Below are 16,052 nucleotides of genomic sequence, written 5' to 3' on the forward strand. Positions count from 1 at the left end.
CATTTTTTATTGCGCTCGATCCCTTCCTCGGCCGGCCTCATGTATACCAACGCAAGAATTTGCACCCCGTTGCGCGTCCGTTATTGAAATGTTTACTTAAATCAGTGAGTGCAATATCGCAAATAAATGGGACCTGCGCTCCAGTAGTTGCCGTAGCAGCCAAGAAAGCTTTGCTCAATTTGTTTTTAACGGCCAAAAGTTTAATTTATGGAATAAAAATTGTGCATACTAATACTCCCTTTAAATCGAAATGCAAAATCTGAACACATCACGAAAGGGAGTAAATGAAGAGAATCGCAATCGTTGCGGCGCTTCCTCTGGTCCTCGGACTAATGAGCGTGCCCGCATACGCTGAAGGTGGAGTTACCGATATTGATGACCTCACCCTCCTAGCTACTACTGACATTCACGGCACCCTAGTGGACCATGACTACTTCACCGGCCAACCCTTTGGGGCTTCTAAACCCCAAAATGCTCGCGGTATGGATCGCCTCTCAACGGCAATCCAGAGCGTTCGTGAAGAAAAAGGTAAGGACGCCGTGCTTCTTCTGGACAACGGTGACGCTGCGCAGGGCTCCTCAATCGAAACTGTGTACCACGCGAACCGGACAGATAGCACTGTGGATCCGATGGCTAGTGTTTTCAACTACTTGAAATACGATGCGGTGGGTGCCGGTAACCACGAATTCAACTACGGCCTTGAAGCCCTAGACCAATACATTAAGAGTCTTGACATGCCCTTCCTAGCAGCTAACGTTAACGTGCGTGAAGCTGGGCAACCCGCATACAAGCAGTACACCATCGTCAACAAGAAAACTGCGGACGGTCATGACGTGAAAATTGGTGTAATCGGAGTTGTAACTCCGGGCGTGCCTGGATGGGATGGGACGAAAGTGGCCTCCCTCGACTTCCGCGACACCGTGCAAGCTTTACAAGAGGTGGTGCCAAAAGTTAAGGAAGCCGGCGCTGACGTAGTTGTGGTGGTCGCACATACGGGTGAAGACCCTACCGATTACAAATGGGACTCTGCCGATCTGCAAGAAAACGCGGCCCGTTCAATCGCGCAGAACGTGCGCGGTATTGACGTGCTCGTAGCAGGCCACTCACATGTGACTAACCTAGAACAGAAGTACTACACCAATCCGGACGGACGCGAAGTGCTCCTAACCCAGCCGGGATATCACGCGCGTTTCCTCTCCCAAGTCAATATTCCGCTCGTCCTTAAAGACGGCAAAGTAGTTGTGGAGTGGGATGCAAACAAGCCAACAGTTACGGCTCTTGCAGCGCCTGACTACCAACCGGACCCCCAGATTGAGCAGGTTATTGCGCCCTGGTTTGAACAAACTAAACAGTGGGTCGCAACGGTGGTTGCACAGTCGAGTGAAGAAATGAAGTCTGAAACTTCCCCGTGGGAAGACACCCCAATCCTTGACTTCATCAACAAAGTGCAGGTAGATGAACTCGCTCGCGCCCTCAAAGGCACTGAATATGAGAACTTGCCAATTGTTGCCGAGGTTTCCCCGTTCTCACGCACAGCAGTATTTGCAAAGGGAGACGTGACCATCGCAGACATGGCGTCTATTTACGTTTACGACAACACGCTATTTGGTATCAAAATCAACGGCGAACAGCTGAAAGACTACTTGGAGTGGTCCGCGCGCTACTACACCCAGCAAGAAGAAGGAGCTGAGATTTCTGACTGGCCCGCAGTCCTAAACGCCCAGTATGAGGGCATGACTCGCGGTCTGCCAGACTACACGTACGACGTGCTCTCGGGGGTCAACTACCATATCGACATCTCCAAGCCGGTTGGGCAACGAATCGACCTACTCACCATGCCGGATGGCTCTCCAATCCAGCCGACCGACGAGTTCGTTCTTGCCCTCAACAATTACCGTCAGTCCGGAGGGTCTTCGTATCCGCATGTGAAGACCGCGCCGATTGTCTACGACGAGCAGAAAGCTATCCGCGATCTGATGATCGAGTGGGCGCAGGAACACGGAACCATTAACCCGGCTGAGTTCTTCGTGAAGAACTGGTCGGTTTCGACTTCCGCCGCAGTGGTAGAAACGCCAGAGCCGAGTCAAACTGAAACTGAGCCGACCACGGAGCAGACTCAACCTAAACCCACTCCAACGGTCACGGCTAGTCAGGTAGTAAACCCGAGCGAATCCAAAGGCGTAAACAAGCCGCTGCCTAAGACGGGTTCGAGTGATGTGCTGGCCCTCGGAGGCGCGGCACTTGCCTTGCTGCTTGCAGGTGCAGTTCTGGTTGGTAGGCGCTCTAACGCGTAGCTAAACTGCCGCAAGTGCAATAACAGTTGAGGTCGGAAGCGTTTGCTTCCGACCTCAACTATCAAGCTCTCGTCAAATCCCAGTTCACGGGCGTAGCGCCCATCTGGATCAGCTGCTCATTTGCCCTCGAAAATGGTCTGGACCCGAAGAAACCTCGGCGGGCTGACAGGGGAGAGGGGTGTGCAGATTCAATCACCGGCGTGTTCCCCAGCAGGGGCTTTACCGACCTCGCGTCCCGGCCCCACAAGATAGCCACCAACGGCTGGTCGCGAGCTACCAGAGCGCGGATAGCGGCCTCCGTGACGGCCTCCCAGCCCCGACCCCTGTGCGAACCCGGGGCGCCCGGACGGACAGTGAGCACACGATTCATGAGGCACACGCCTTCGCGCGCCCACGGGGTTAAATCTCCCAACGTCGGCACCGGCACGCCCAAATCCTCATGCAACTCGTTGAAAATATTTACCAACGAGCGCGGCGGAGCCACCCCTGGGCGTACCGAAAAAGACAAACCCATCGCATGCCCCGGCGTGGGATAGGGGTCCTGCCCAATAATGAGCACCTTCACGTCCTCAAACGGGTACGTGAACGCCCGCAACACGTCCGTTCCCGCCGGCAGGTAGCCGTTGCCCAGGCGGTTCTCCTCACGCAGCATGTTGCCAAGCCGGTGAATCTCCGGCTCCAGTGGGCCCAAAGCCTGGGCCCACCCCTCGTCAATCAAATTAGATAAAGGCAAAGCAGTCACGCCCTCATCCTACGCGGCAACGCGGCACCCAATCAGCCAATATCGGCGTGGATCAGCAGATGAAAGTAGAAAACCGGTACGCTGAAACCGTGAGTTTGCATCAATATCCTGAAGACGAATTCGATCAGGCAGGCGCCGAAGGCCCAGTAGGCCTGTTCCGCGAGAAGCCATCGCGCTGGAAAACCGTGCTGCCCTTCCTGCTCGTCCTAATCATCGTCCCTGTGCTCGCATGGGGTGCCGTGTCATTCATCACCAGTCGCAGTGACAATCAAACGGCTGAAACGCAGCCCACCACAGCCACAACGCAGACGCCCACCGAAACCACGGAAGCGCCCACAGGGGCCGAGGCCACCACGGAAGCTACCACGCAAAAGCCAACAGAAGAGCCAACCGAGACCGAACCGACAGTCTCTAAAGACGTCGCCATTCAAATCCTCAACGGCACGCGGGTCAATGGTCTAGCTGCCGAGGCTGTGGGCAAGCTGCAGACGGACGGCTACCAGTACGTGAGTGCTTCCAACGCTTCGGGCTGGCTCACTGAAGCCACCACCATCTACTACGCGCCCGGAACGCGCGCCGGAGCTGAAGCGATTGGTGAAATCCTCGGCATCAGCAACTTCTCAGAGAACAGCACGGATCTGGGTAACTCTGACTACGTGGTAGTTCTAAAGGGCGATTACTAAAAACTTCTCGTAACTCCCCGCGTCGTGCGAGGTCTACATGGCGTGGGAGTGTAGATACAAACTCGCAAAGGCGGCCAGACTTGAGTCTGGCCGCCTCAACTTTTTGAGCTATTAGCTGACTCGTCTTGCACTCTGCTCGTTAGAGTGCCAAAATACTTATTAGCACTCACAAGCATTGAGTGATAAAGCAAGGGTTACCGGGTGAGGCCGCCATTTGCGAGACAGAAACGCAAACCCGGCTGGCTGTCCGTCGCGGGCACCTCGTAGCCAACAACCGCTACAGCGGAGGAAAAACATGTCCAAGTTGATTGCGTTCGACGAGGAAGCACGCCGCGCCATGGAGCGCGGGCTTAACACCCTCGCCGACACCGTAAAGGTAACGCTAGGCCCCAAGGGCCGTAACGTCGTCCTCGATAAGAAGTGGGGCGCTCCCACCATCACGAAGGACGGTGTTTCTGTTGCAAAGGAAGTTGAGCTAGAGGATCCGCTCGAGAAGATCGGCGCCGAGCTCGTCAAGGAAGTTGCAAAGAAGACCGACGACGTCGCAGGTGACGGCACCACCACCGCAACCGTTCTAGCTCAGGCACTCGTAGTTGAGGGCCTGCGCAACGTTGCCGCAGGTGCAAACCCGATCGCTCTTAAGCGTGGTATCGACACCGCCGTTGCGAAGGTAGTGGAGAATCTCCACGCCGACGCGAAGGAAATCGAAACCGTTGACCAGATCGCAGCAACCGCATCCATCTCGGCAAACGACGCTGAGATTGGCCGCCTTATTGCGCAGGCCATGGACAAGGTTGGCCGCGAAGGTGTTATCACGGTTGAAGAGACCAACTCGTTCGAAACCACCCTCGAAACCACTGAGGGAATGCGCTTCGAGAAGGGCTTCCTTTCCCCGTACTTCGTAACTGACGCGGAGCGTCAGGAAGCCGTGTTCGAGGACGCCTACGTCCTGCTCGTTGAAGGCAAGATCTCTAACGTGAAGGACCTGCTCCCGCTGCTGGAGAAGGTCATGCAGGCAGGCAAGCCGCTACTGATCATCGCTGACGACGTTGAGGGCGAGGCTCTTGCAACCCTCGTTGTGAACAAGATCCGCGGTCTGTTCAAGTCCGTTGCTGTTAAGGCGCCGGGCTTTGGCGACCGTCGCAAGGCCATGCTGCAGGATATGGCTATCCTGACCGGTGGCCAGGTTATTTCGGAAACCGTTGGTCTTTCGCTTGAAACTGCTGACCTCGACGTTCTGGGCCAGGCTCGTAAGATCGTTGTCACCAAGGACGAAACCACGATCGTTGAGGGCGCAGGCACCAAGGAGGCCATTGACGGCCGCGTTGCGCAGATCCGCGCTGAGATCAAGAACTCGGACTCCGAGTACGACAAGGAGAAGCTCAACGAGCGCCTTGCCAAGCTCGCTGGTGGCGTAGCCGTCATCAAGTCAGGCGCTGCAACCGAGGTTGAGCTGAAGGAGCGCAAGCACCGTATTGAAGACGCCGTCCGCAACGCGAAGGCAGCAGCTGAAGAAGGCATCGTCGCCGGTGGCGGCGTAGCCCTCATTCAGGCCGCGCAGAATCTTGCCGATCTCGACCTAGAAGGTGATGAGCTCACCGGCGCGAACATCGTTCGCGTAGCGGTTGAAGCACCGCTAAAGCAGATCTCGGTAAACGCTGGTCTGGAAGGCGGCGTAGTTGTAGACAAGGTCAAGCACCTGCCCGCAGGTGAAGGCCTCAACGCTGCAACCGGTGAATACGAAGACATGCTTAAGGCTGGCATCGCCGACCCGGTAAAGGTAACCCGCTCTGCACTGCAGAACGCGGCATCAATCGCCGGCATGTTCCTCACCACCGAGGCAATCGTGGCCGACAAGCCCGAACCGCCGGCACCAGCAGCGCCGGGCGCCGACGAAATGGCTGGCATGTACTAAACCAGCAATAGGCTAGCTGTGGGCGCGGGTTTCCCGCGCCCACAGTCATACCCACCCTTATTCATCGTCCCTTAATCTCCAGCAGGGAAGGTGCGAATCCGGGTGGGTTTTGTTTATCTACCTTGCGAATAGGGCGGCCGCGCCGGCCTCGGCATCGGAATACGTACTTGCTGCTGCGGCAAGCTGAACCCCAATCTCGTCCAGAGACTGCTCCACAATCACCTGCGTTGAACGCCAACTTTGCGCCGCCGCCTCAAACTGGGCTGACGCCGCGCCAGACCAAGACCCCTGCAGCGCATCCAAGTGCCCCATCATTGCCTGCACCTGAGCGCGAATCGTTTCCGCGCTTGCACGCACCATTGCTGAAGCCTGCGCCACCTGCGCTGGATCCACATGAAAAACCGTCATCGCCATTCCTTTCTTTTCAACCGGCCATGCAACGCCATCGTCGCAGGGCGCTGGAAAAGAACGCGCGCCGCGCCGCTTTAGGTGTGGGCAGGCGAAGGTCTAGCCGGGGTGTGGAAGGAGCCGCGCACAAGGAACGGGGTGCGTAGCGGATATGGGCTACTGATCTTGATCTGAAAGGCGCTGGCGAAGCCGACTTATGTCCTCGCGTTTTTCCTGAATACGCTCGCGGAGCTTGCCTGCGTCCGAGGCCGTCTTGTCGAGCCGCTCGCGCAAGCGGCTGGCATCCCCAGCGGTAAACGCGTCCTCGTGGACCTGCTCGGCCCGCGTGCGTGCAAGTCGAGCCAGCTCTTTCGCCGATAATCTGCGAACACTGCGCTGCGCGGGGCGGGTAATCACGTCCGGTTCATCCTCCAGCGAGGAGGCCCCGTCATCTTCTAGCGACGATGCATCGTCTTGCTCAGGTCCTGCGGGGTCTTCCACCGGGGGAGCCGCTTCGGGAAGCTCCGCGCTGGTATCTTCCTCAAAATCGCTTTTGCGCCTAATGATCGGGTCATCTTTCGCCCCGATCTTCTTAATAATCATCGTGGAGGTCGTAGTGAGCGGGTCAAACTCCTGCTCGGGCTCGTCCTCAAAACGCGCACCTGGATCAGCCTTAGCGATCAACGCGTCCAGATTAGCCAGCTCGGCCTCAAGATTTTGCCTTGCAGAACCCTCCCACGCTGCTCCTCCCGGCGACAAATAAATCTGCGGACGAGAAAGCATGGAGCTCACAAAGCGGCGCCTTGCGTTCCAAAACTGCAGGTCTGACAGATTAGGGAACTCCTGGCGAAGCAGGCCGCGATACTGCTTGTACTCTTGCGGGGTTGCGGACAGATCACGCTGCGTTGCATCAAGTAATGCAGTCGCATCCACGTCCTGGGCAGGCGCGCGGTGAGTCACCACCACCCGGATCAGCTCACAAACTCGCTTACAAACCGCGGGCGAAAAACCAAGCCGCGTCAAAGAATCCGAGATCCGGTGCGAACACGACGCCTTAAACTCAGCCGAATCCGCAGTGTCAACCTTCACGGCTTCGGGCGGAACCAAACCCGCATACCAAACCGCAATCTGTAGCAGCTCCGGGGTGTGAGCGGCGGCAGCCAGCTGGTCAAACGCGGCAATTACGCGGCTCAAATAAGCAGCATTATGATACGGGCGATCCGCGGCCTGCCAAACTGTGAGCAGACCGTGTACCTCTTCATCAATCACCGGCTGCGCTGGCTCAACGCCGCACGCGAGCACCGCGCTTACAAACGTGCGTGGAAGCCACTGCGGAACCGTCGCGCTGGCAGGCAAATCCTGACCTATTTCAGCCACAGACCTATGCTAAGTCCATCGCGAGACATAGGCAAAGAAACTTCCTCGAAAACCAACCGTCCTCGCGCCCGGCTACTGCGGCTTTGTGGCGGGCACTGCATTTTTACCTTGCTTCAAAGGAAGTACCAGACGAACCGTTAGGCCCCCGCCCTCAGTCTTATCGAGCGTTGCCTGCCCCGAATGCAAAGCCAGAATCGACGCAATAATGGATAGGCCCAGGCCAGAACCACCTGAAGCACGCGAGCGGGACACGTCTGTGCGGAAGAAGCGCTCGAACACGCGGTCACGGTCAGGAACTGAGATGCCCGGCCCGTGGTCACGAACCTCCACGATCGCATTGCCTTCTTGCTGGCCAATTGCAATCTCTACCGGCGAGCCTTTAGGCGTGTAACGAATGATGTTTCCAATCAGGTTGGTGAACACCTGCGTGATCTGGTCTTTGTCGGCCTCGATAATCAGACTGCTTGGTGCAGGCTCGCCCGCGTTCATACTAATTACGCTCACAACGCGCGACGCGTCCAAAGCACGCACATCAAACAAGGAATCGTGAGCCAGTTTTACGAGGTCAACCGGCTCCGGGTGAATCTCCGGCACCTCATCCAATCGGGCTAGGGTCAACAGGTCTTCAACTAGCTTGCCCATGCGAACCGACTCGTTCTCGATGCGCTGCATGACCTCCGGGACGCGCTCATCCGGCACGCCGCCCATGCGATAAAGCTCGCCATAACCGCGCAGTGCGGAGAGGGGAGTGCGCAACTCGTGGGACGCGTCGGAAACGAAGCGACGCATGCGCTCTTCTGAACGTTGCTGCTGGGCAAACGAATTCTCGATCTGCGCAAGCATCACGTTCAAACTCTTCGCCAGCGAGCCAACCTCGGTCGATTCCGGCTCGGGGTTAACGCGCTGGGCCAAATCTCCCTGAGCAATCTTTCCGGCCACGTACTCAATGCGGCGAAGCGGGAACAAAGACTTGCGAATCAAATAGTACGAGGCCATCGCGCCCACCACCACGATCAGCAGGCCAAGTAGAGAGAAGTATTGGGCCGAGTTAAGAATCGTTTCGGTTGTATTAGCAAGTGGGAGCGCAACAGTGACCACACCGTAAGGCTTATCGCCAACCGACACGGGCACGGCAACCGCGCGCCAATACGAATCACTCTTCGAAGAAGGCACGTTCACCGGCTTTGTCACCGCGTCAGGCGGCACAACCGAATCAAGCGCTAAAAGCGTCCCCGGATTTGGAGTGCCGTAGCGCTGCGACGTATCGGTAGCAATAGCCACCTGACTTACCCCATCGGTTGACGTAAACCGAATGTAATAGTTGGAAGGCACATCGGCCGGCACGCTGGCAATCACCGAACGAACGGTAGAGACGGCCAGCTGCTTACCCGTGCTCTCCAGCTCACGGTCCACCTGGTTCACCAAATGCGCCTGCACGATGCCAACCATCACGGCTCCCGCAATCGTGAGGGCAACAGTGAGTAGCGAGGTGAACAAGATTACGAGTCTTGCCCGCAGGGTTGCGGAGAACCAAACCTCCCGCAGGGTCCGACGTGATTCGCGCGACCTCATAATTTAGGCGTTCTCAGGCCTCAACATGTATCCAACGCCTCGGCGCGTGTGGATCAAATCGCCCGAACTTCCCGGAACGGCAAGCTTGCGACGCAGGTATGAAATATAAGATTCCACAATCGCGGCTTCGCCATCCCAGTCGTATTCCCACACGTGATCTAAAATCTGCATTTTTGAAACGACGCGGCCCTCATTGATCATCAGGTAGCGCAAAAGCTTGAACTCGGTGGGGGACAGGTCAATCTCGTGACCCGCGCGCCGAACCTCATGCGCGCCCTCATCCAGCTCCAGGTCCGCAATGCGAAGCACGTTGTCGTCATCGCCCGCCTTCGTCCTACGCAGAATCGCGCGGATACGAGCCACAACCTCCTCAAGACCAAACGGCTTCGTCACATAATCATCGCCACCAACCGTGAGGCCCTCAATCTTGTCATCCATCTGATCACGAGCCGTCAAGAACAGCACGGGAGTGCGTGAACCGGCCTCGCGAAGACGCCTCGTAACCGTAAAACCATTCATATCTGGAAGCATCACGTCAAGCACGATCAGATCCGGATTTTCCGTAGTAGCTAAATGGAATGCGGACTTCCCATCCGAGGCTGTGAGCACCTCAAAACCGGCAAACCGCAACGATGACGCCAGTAGATCAAGAATATTTGGCTCGTCATCAACCACCAGCAGACGGGCTTCCGCGCCCGTATCATCCACACTCATCTTCAAACCCATTTCTCCATCACATACCTGTTGCCTTAAGAATATCTGAACAGCACATGCAAAACCCCCGCGAGCATAGCCGTGTAGAAACCAAAATGCCAGAACCTGTAACCTTGAACCTGGAAACGCCGCACGTCACAGACAGGTGAAACAAATGAGCGAAGCGCAAAATGCCGGCCAACTGCCGGAGGGAGTGTTCCCCTTTCAACCTCCAAAAACCCTCAGCGGTAACGCCGAGGTGGTTGGTGACAGCCCCTTCTTGCCCGCTGGCGTGCAGTTCTACGGTGTTTCTCCCGCGCTCGTGAAAGTGCGGGTTGTTAGCCTGCTCATTACGTTTGCCATCATGGTTATTCCCGGCATAGTCATGGCCATTCTTTTAACTAAGTGGATCTGGCTTTACGTTCTGGCCGTCGTTGCCCTTTTCGCGTGGCTGCTGTGGCTTGTTCCCCGGCAGGTGCGCGCCATCGGTTACGCAGAAGCCGAATCTGACCTGCTGATCCGCTCGGGCATCATGTGGAAACAACTTACCGTTGTGCCTTACGGGCGCCTGCAGTACGTAGATGTATCCGAGGGCCCCATCGCGCGCGCCTTCGGCATCGCTACCGTGCAGCTACACACGGCCTCGGCATCCACGGACGCATCTATCACCGGCCTGTCCGCAAAAGAAGCGGCGCGCCTGCGCACGAGTCTTGCCGAGCGCGGCGAATCCGAACTGGCAGGACTCTAAATGGCAAAGGAACGCAAAGAAACCGCAGTCGAAAGCGGCGTTGCAGAATCCGAGTGGAGGTCGCTGCACCCCGTCACGCCCCTAGCGAAAACCTGGGCCGTGTTTGCAGCCTTTTTCGCATTCGTCTTCTACCAGTTTGCCGACGTACTTAAAGAGCTCACCACGCTCGGTCTGCTCGAAACCTACGGGCCTGTGGTCGTCTTCCTCGTGATCGCGGCCGGGATCCTCGTGATCGTCATCGCGGCCGGCATCTACTCTTGGATTGCGTGGCGCAAAATGGGGTTTGCAATCACCCATGACGCCGTGTACTACCGCGAAGGAATCCTCTTTCGTAGTCAACGCCATGCGCGACTAGACCGAATTCAGGCTGTAAACATCACGCACCCGTTGATTGGCCGCATTCTTGGCCTGGGACGTATAGATATTGAGGTTGCTGGCGGGACGGACTCTAACTTCCAGCTGGGGCTACTTAAAACGCGACAGTTAGAGGACGTTCGCCGCGAAGTGCTGTCCGAGTCGCGCACTGCGAAACTGCGCAAAGCAGGGAAGCTAGACGCTGATACATCAGCCGGTGTTCTCGGGGGCGAGGCCGGTGTAGTCTCGACCGCCTTGGAAGATGGTCAGGCAGGAATCGATCAGGCTCAGGGCCTTGGCGCGCCGGTAGACGATCTTGAGCAGATCATCTACAAGGTTCCAGCAGGCCGTCTTGCCGCGTCACTGGCGCTCAACATGGGGATTATCTTCTCTATTCTCACGGGGTTGGCCATCGCCGCGGGTTCCATAATCGGCACTTTGGTTGAGGGCGCTTCTTTTGCCGCAATGATTCCCGTGCTTGTTGGTGGGTTCGCCTTGTTTGCCTACCCGTTCAACCAGTTTGCAAACAACTTTGGATTCACCGCATTCGTCACCCGCGATGGTATTCGCGTACGCTCTGGCCTGCTATCTACCCGCGCGCAAACCATTCCGGTGCAGCGCATCCACGCAGTAAAGGTTTCCCAGCCTTTCTTCTGGCGCTTTTTTGGCTGGTACCGCGTTAAAATCATCCAGGCCGGTTTCGCGGCGAACTCCCAAGACAAAGTGGAACACGACGTGCTGCTCCCCGTCGGTACGCGTGAAGAAATGCTCCAAGCCCTATGGATGGTCTACCCCGACCTTGGTGTTTCTAACCCAATTGAAACAATCATGTACGGCATTGAGGGCGAAGGTGAGATGCTTGGATTCAGCCAGAACCCGCAACGCTCACGCCTGTTCGACCCGCTGGTTTGGCGCCGCCGCTCAATCAAACTAACCGATGTGGCGATCCTGCTGCGCGACGGTTTCTTAACTCGGTCATTCTCTGTTCTAACCTATGATCGCCTGCAGTCCACACTCATCAACCAAGGCCCGCGGGACCGCAAGAAAGACCTCGCGGGTATTCACTTCCACCTGGTTGAATCTGGTTTATACATTGAGCACCTGGACAGCGCGCTTGCATCCACTCTCTACGCTGAAATCACGCGCCGCGCCACCATCAGCCGTCAAAAGGAGAGCCAGGAAGCCTGGGCCGCGCGAGCCGTTCCCGGTGCTCGCCAGACCCACAGCATTTACGAAAACAGTGCGGCCGGTAGCGACCCCGATAGCCTCGAGCAAAATGAGGGAGAGGCGCAGTGAAACCGGGGCGTTTTCGCGTAGGCATTATCGGCGCTGGCCGGGTAGGGCCAGTGATTGGCCGAGCCCTGCAACTCGTGGGGCATGAAATCATCGGCATCACCCGTTCCTCAAATCCGCAGCGCAACGATGCCGTTGAAGCGATCCTGGGCGCTGCCGTAATCGAGCCGGATGAAGCGTGCCGGGCCGACCTGGTAGTCATAGCTATTCCTGATGACCAGATCGAACCTCTCGTACAAGGCCTAGCAAAACTAGGGTGCTTCCGCCCCGGCCAAGTTGTTATACACACGAGCGGCGTGCACGGCATCAACGTGCTCGAAGCCGCGCAAGCCGCTGGGGCCCTACCCATCGCCCTGCACCCCGCGATGACATTTACCGGCACGAGCTTGGACGTTGAGCGCCTGCAGATGTGCCCGGCGGCCATCACTGCAACCGCGGTTGCCCAACCCATTGCATCTGCCCTCGCGATGGAAATGGGTATGGAGCCTTGCGTGGTTGAAGAGGAAGACCGCACGCTCTACCACGCGGGCCTTACTCACGGCGCCAACCATCTCGTCACCCTTGTTAACGAGGCCCTTTCTATCCTTGAGGCCGCCGGCATCGAAAACCCGGAACTCTATATTCGACCCCTCCTAAATGCCGCCTTAGATCGCGCGCTCTCCGAAGGCGTGCACGGCCTGACAGGGCCCGTACGCCGCGCGGATACCGGCACCCTCAAAGATCACCAGAAGGCATTAACTGAGGCCGGTTTGGACTCGATCCTAGAGAGCTACAAGAATATGGCGCGAGCAACCGCTCACCTGGCCGGCGACAACCTGCTACTCAGTGAAAAGCAAGTGCAGACCGTCTTGCGTGCTTTGGGTGAAGAATAAAAAGTGGCAAGTTGGCCACAAGTGGTCCTCCGGATTCGCGCCTAGCGCACCCAAAGGAGCACAATAGTCGCAAAGGAGGCATCTTGGAACCACAAGTCGTAAAGACCCGCGAAGAACTACGAGCCGCACTAGCGAAACTGCCTGGAAAGCTCGGCCTTGTCATGACCATGGGCGCGCTGCACGACGGGCACCTCAGCCTCGTTAAAGAGGCCAAGAAACACGCTGACCACGTCATGGTCACCGTGTTTGTGAACCCCACTCAGTTCGCGCCCGGTGAAGACTTCGACAAGTATCCGCGCGACCTCGATGCTGACCTCAAAGCAGTTGCGAAGGTAGGTGCAGACCTCGTGTTTGCACCCGCCGCTAAGGAAATGTATCCGGGTGAAGCCGCCGTCACTATCAACCCGGGTCCCACCGCAACGGTTCTGGAAGGCAAAACGCGGCCCACACATTTTGCGGGCGTACTGCTGGTAGTGCACAAAATGTTCAACCTCACCGGTGCGGACGTTGCCGTATTCGGTCAAAAGGATGCGCAGCAGCTGGCACTCATTCGTCAGATGGTTCGCGACCTCGACATGCCCATCCAAATCGTTGGCGCGCCCATCGTGCGCGGTGAGGACGGCCTAGCCCTTTCCTCGCGCAACGCCTACCTCTCCGATGCGGAGCACCAGCAGGCGCTGGCCCTCAGCGGCGCCCTCAAAGCCGGCAAACAAGCCAGTAACAGTGGGGCGAGCGCGAGCCAAATCAAGCAGGCTGCCCGCTCTGTCCTCGAAAACGCGGGCGTAAAAATCGACTATGTAGAGCTGGTTGACCAAACCACCTTCCAATCCGTAGAGGCCGGGGAAGCCGTGCTGGCCCTCGCCGCCTACGTCGGAAACACACGCCTGATTGACAACGCGATCTTGAAGATTGGGGAGGCCTCTAATGGCTAACGAAATCTACCGCACGCTAATGAGCGGCAAGATTCACCGCGCCACAGTGACGGGCGCGGACCTCAACTACGTTGGATCCATCACCGTAGACAAAACCCTGTTGGAAGCAGCCGGGATTCTTGAAGGTGAACGCGTTGACATTGTGAATGTCACCAACGGAAACCGCCTTTCCACCTACACCATAAATGGCGAGGCCGGATCGGGAATCATCCAGCTAAACGGTGCCGCCGCGCACTTGACCGACCCGGGCGATATCGTCATCATCATCGCCTACCAGTGTGTGCCCGAATCCATGGCACGCGGCTTCAAAGGCAAGGTTGTGTTGGTCGACAAAGACAACCGGATCATCGACCTCGGCTCAGACCCGGCCAGCGTGCCCGCCGGCCTCGAAAACGCTTCCGGTGGCGAAGGTCCGCTCGCGGCCCCAAACCGAGGCTAACGGGCCGGCTCTGAAGCGCGGATAATCTATCTGCCCCAGTAAGCCCTCGCGGCTATCGATAGCTTCACGCGTATGGGCCGCTGGGCGTGCGCGAAACGTGATATTAGCCCACTATTTCCCGCATGTAGCGCCCCTTTAGTACGATGGGGACGTGGAAAAGAACAACGAGTCGTCTGAAATTCAAGAAGCCCCCGAGCAGTTTCGTGTTCGCGCCGAAAAACGTGCGCGCATGCTCGCAGAGGGAACCGAACCCTACCCGGTAGAACTGCCCATCACCAGCACCATCAAGAAGGTACGTGAGGAGTTCGACCACCTCGAAATCGACGAACAGTCACCCGCGCCCGTGGGCGTCGCTGGACGTGTCATGTTTATCCGCGGCTCCGGTAAGCTCCAGTTCGTTGTCATCCAAGATGGCGAGGGCAACCGCATTCAGGTGATGCTCTCCGCTAAAGAGGTGGGTACCGACTCGCTAAAGGAATTCAAGGCAAACGTAGACCTTGGCGATCACCTGTTTGTGCACGGCCCGGCAATGCGTTCGCGCCGCGGCGAGCTCTCCATCTTCGCTCAGCCGAGTGAGGACGCGCCCGCGTGGCGCATCACCTCGAAGGCGCTACGTCCACTGCCGAAGACGTTCACAACGGATTCCGGTGAAGAGATGAGCCTTTCGGAAGAGGCTCGTATCCGCCAGCGCCACCTCGACATGATTTTGCGTCCGGCAGCTCGCGAGATGGTTCGCACGCGCGCGGACGTTGTGTGGTCGCTACGCGACTACTTCCACCGCGAGGGATTCTTGGAGATCGAAACGCCGATGCTCCAAAACATTCACGGTGGCGCGGCCGCACGCCCGTTCCAAACCCACATGAATGCATACGACACGGAGCTTTACTTGCGTATTGCGCCGGAACTGTTCTTGAAGCGCGCAGTGGTTGGTGGCGTGGAAAAGGTTTTTGAAATCAACCGTAATTTCCGAAATGAGGGCGCAGACTCGTCGCACTCTCCGGAGTTCACCATGCTTGAAGCCTACGAGGCCTACGGCACTTACAACACGATGGCTACCCGCACTCGCGATTTCATTCAGAAGGCCGCACGGGACGTGTTTGGTACCGAGAAGGTAACGCTTGCCGACGGCTCCGAGTACGACCTTTCTGGACAGTGGGATGAGATTTCACTTTACGAGGTTGTCTCGGAAGCGGTAAAGGAAGAAATCACGCCGGAAACCGAGCTTTCCCGCCTTGTGAAACTGGCAGAGGAACGCGGAATTGCTGTTCCGGATCACGCTGTGGCGGGCAAGGTAGTAGAAGAGATTTTTGAGCACGAAGTTGGCGATCACTTGTGGGCTCCGACGTTTGTGCGCGACTATCCGGTGGATACGTCCCCGCTGGTTCGCCAGCACCGTTGCCTGCCTGGCCGCGTGGAGAAGTGGGACCTGTACGTTCGCGGTTTCGAACTAGCCACCGCTTACTCCGAGTTGGTTGACCCGGTTATTCAGCGCGAGCGTTTTGAAGCCCAGGCGCTGGCCGCGGCTAACGGAGACCCGGAAGCGATGGTTCTTGACGAGGACTTCCTGCAGGCCATGGAACAGGGCATGCCGCCTACGGGTGGTATGGGTATGGGCCTCGATCGTCTGCTGATGGCGCTAACTGGCTATGGAATCCGCGAGACCATCACGTTCCCGCTAGTAAAGCGAATCGAGAACTGACGGTGAGTTAACTCATACTCAATCGGCATAACGTTTTCTTTGGCCAGAGCAC

14 protein-coding genes are annotated in these 16,052 nt (G+C 57.4%); 9 read left to right on the forward strand and 5 right to left on the reverse strand.

The features are described 5' to 3' along the window. Positions 1-284 precede the first annotated feature (284 nt). Positions 285-2,294: a bifunctional metallophosphatase/5'-nucleotidase gene (locus BQ7114_RS08425; RefSeq protein WP_072344429.1), complete on the forward strand. Its 2,010-nt coding sequence runs from the start codon at positions 285-287 to the stop codon at positions 2,292-2,294. Positions 2,295-2,355: 61 nt separating this feature from the next. Here the strand turns inward: BQ7114_RS08425 and BQ7114_RS08430 are convergent, their stop codons facing one another. Continuing rightward, positions 2,356-3,036 carry a uracil-DNA glycosylase gene (locus tag BQ7114_RS08430; protein ID WP_072344432.1) on the reverse strand — a complete coding sequence of 227 codons (681 nt, stop codon included), beginning with the start codon at positions 3,034-3,036 and terminating at the stop codon, positions 2,356-2,358. 89 nt (positions 3,037-3,125) lie between these two features. Here BQ7114_RS08430 and BQ7114_RS08435 point away from each other — a divergent pair, with 89 nt between their 5' ends. Then, positions 3,126-3,719, forward strand: a complete 594-nt coding sequence (locus BQ7114_RS08435) for a LytR C-terminal domain-containing protein (RefSeq protein ID WP_230206017.1) — start codon at positions 3,126-3,128, stop codon at positions 3,717-3,719. Between the two features lie 295 nt (positions 3,720-4,014). Next, complete coding sequence (gene groL, locus BQ7114_RS08440; RefSeq protein ID WP_072344435.1) at positions 4,015-5,634, forward strand: chaperonin GroEL; 1,620 nt, start codon at positions 4,015-4,017, stop codon at positions 5,632-5,634. Positions 5,635-5,751: 117 nt separating this feature from the next. Here groL and BQ7114_RS08445 read toward each other — a convergent pair whose 3' ends face one another. From BQ7114_RS08445 to BQ7114_RS08460, 4 genes are all read right to left on the reverse strand, one after another. Next, a complete protein-coding gene (locus tag BQ7114_RS08445) occupies positions 5,752-6,042 on the reverse strand; it encodes a WXG100 family type VII secretion target (RefSeq protein WP_034509608.1) in 291 nt (96 codons plus the stop codon). A 156-nt stretch (positions 6,043-6,198) separates the two neighbouring features. Beyond that, the gene (locus tag BQ7114_RS08450) at positions 6,199-7,398 is read right to left on the reverse strand and encodes an HD domain-containing protein (RefSeq protein ID WP_072344438.1); all 1,200 of its coding nucleotides are present in this window, start codon (positions 7,396-7,398) and stop codon (positions 6,199-6,201) included. 72 nt (positions 7,399-7,470) lie between these two features. Continuing rightward, positions 7,471-8,970, reverse strand: coding sequence for a sensor histidine kinase (locus tag BQ7114_RS08455; RefSeq protein WP_072344440.1), 1,500 nt, complete (start codon positions 8,968-8,970; stop codon positions 7,471-7,473). Between the two features lie 3 nt (positions 8,971-8,973). Beyond that, complete coding sequence (locus BQ7114_RS08460) at positions 8,974-9,696, reverse strand: response regulator transcription factor (RefSeq protein WP_072344442.1); 723 nt, start codon at positions 9,694-9,696, stop codon at positions 8,974-8,976. Positions 9,697-9,838: 142 nt separating this feature from the next. Here BQ7114_RS08460 and BQ7114_RS08465 point away from each other — a divergent pair, with 142 nt between their 5' ends. The 6 genes from BQ7114_RS08465 (at position 9,839) to lysS (ending at position 16,000) form a co-directional block, all read left to right on the forward strand. Next, positions 9,839-10,411, forward strand: coding sequence for a PH domain-containing protein (locus BQ7114_RS08465; protein ID WP_083431810.1), 573 nt, complete (start codon positions 9,839-9,841; stop codon positions 10,409-10,411). After that, positions 10,412-12,061, forward strand: a complete 1,650-nt coding sequence (locus BQ7114_RS08470) for a PH domain-containing protein (protein WP_072344445.1) — start codon at positions 10,412-10,414, stop codon at positions 12,059-12,061. Beyond that, positions 12,058-12,930: a Rossmann-like and DUF2520 domain-containing protein gene (locus BQ7114_RS08475; RefSeq protein WP_072344448.1), complete on the forward strand. Its 873-nt coding sequence runs from the start codon at positions 12,058-12,060 to the stop codon at positions 12,928-12,930. Before BQ7114_RS08470 ends, BQ7114_RS08475 begins: the two co-directional genes overlap by 4 nt. Positions 12,931-13,013: 83 nt before the next feature. After that, positions 13,014-13,862 carry a pantoate--beta-alanine ligase gene (panC, locus tag BQ7114_RS08480; protein ID WP_072344451.1) on the forward strand — a complete coding sequence of 283 codons (849 nt, stop codon included), beginning with the start codon at positions 13,014-13,016 and terminating at the stop codon, positions 13,860-13,862. Further along, positions 13,855-14,301, forward strand: a complete 447-nt coding sequence (panD, locus tag BQ7114_RS08485; RefSeq protein WP_083431811.1) for an aspartate 1-decarboxylase — start codon at positions 13,855-13,857, stop codon at positions 14,299-14,301. Before panC ends, panD begins: the two co-directional genes overlap by 8 nt. Before the next feature lie 151 nt (positions 14,302-14,452). Continuing rightward, on the forward strand, positions 14,453-16,000 hold the full coding sequence (lysS, locus tag BQ7114_RS08490) for a lysine--tRNA ligase (protein ID WP_072344454.1): 1,548 nt from the start codon (positions 14,453-14,455) through the stop codon (positions 15,998-16,000). Positions 16,001-16,052: the final 52 nt, after the last annotated feature.

Source organism: Actinomyces urinae (assembly GCF_900119695.1).
Taxonomy (GTDB): Bacteria; Actinomycetota; Actinomycetes; order Actinomycetales; family Actinomycetaceae; genus Gleimia; species Gleimia urinae.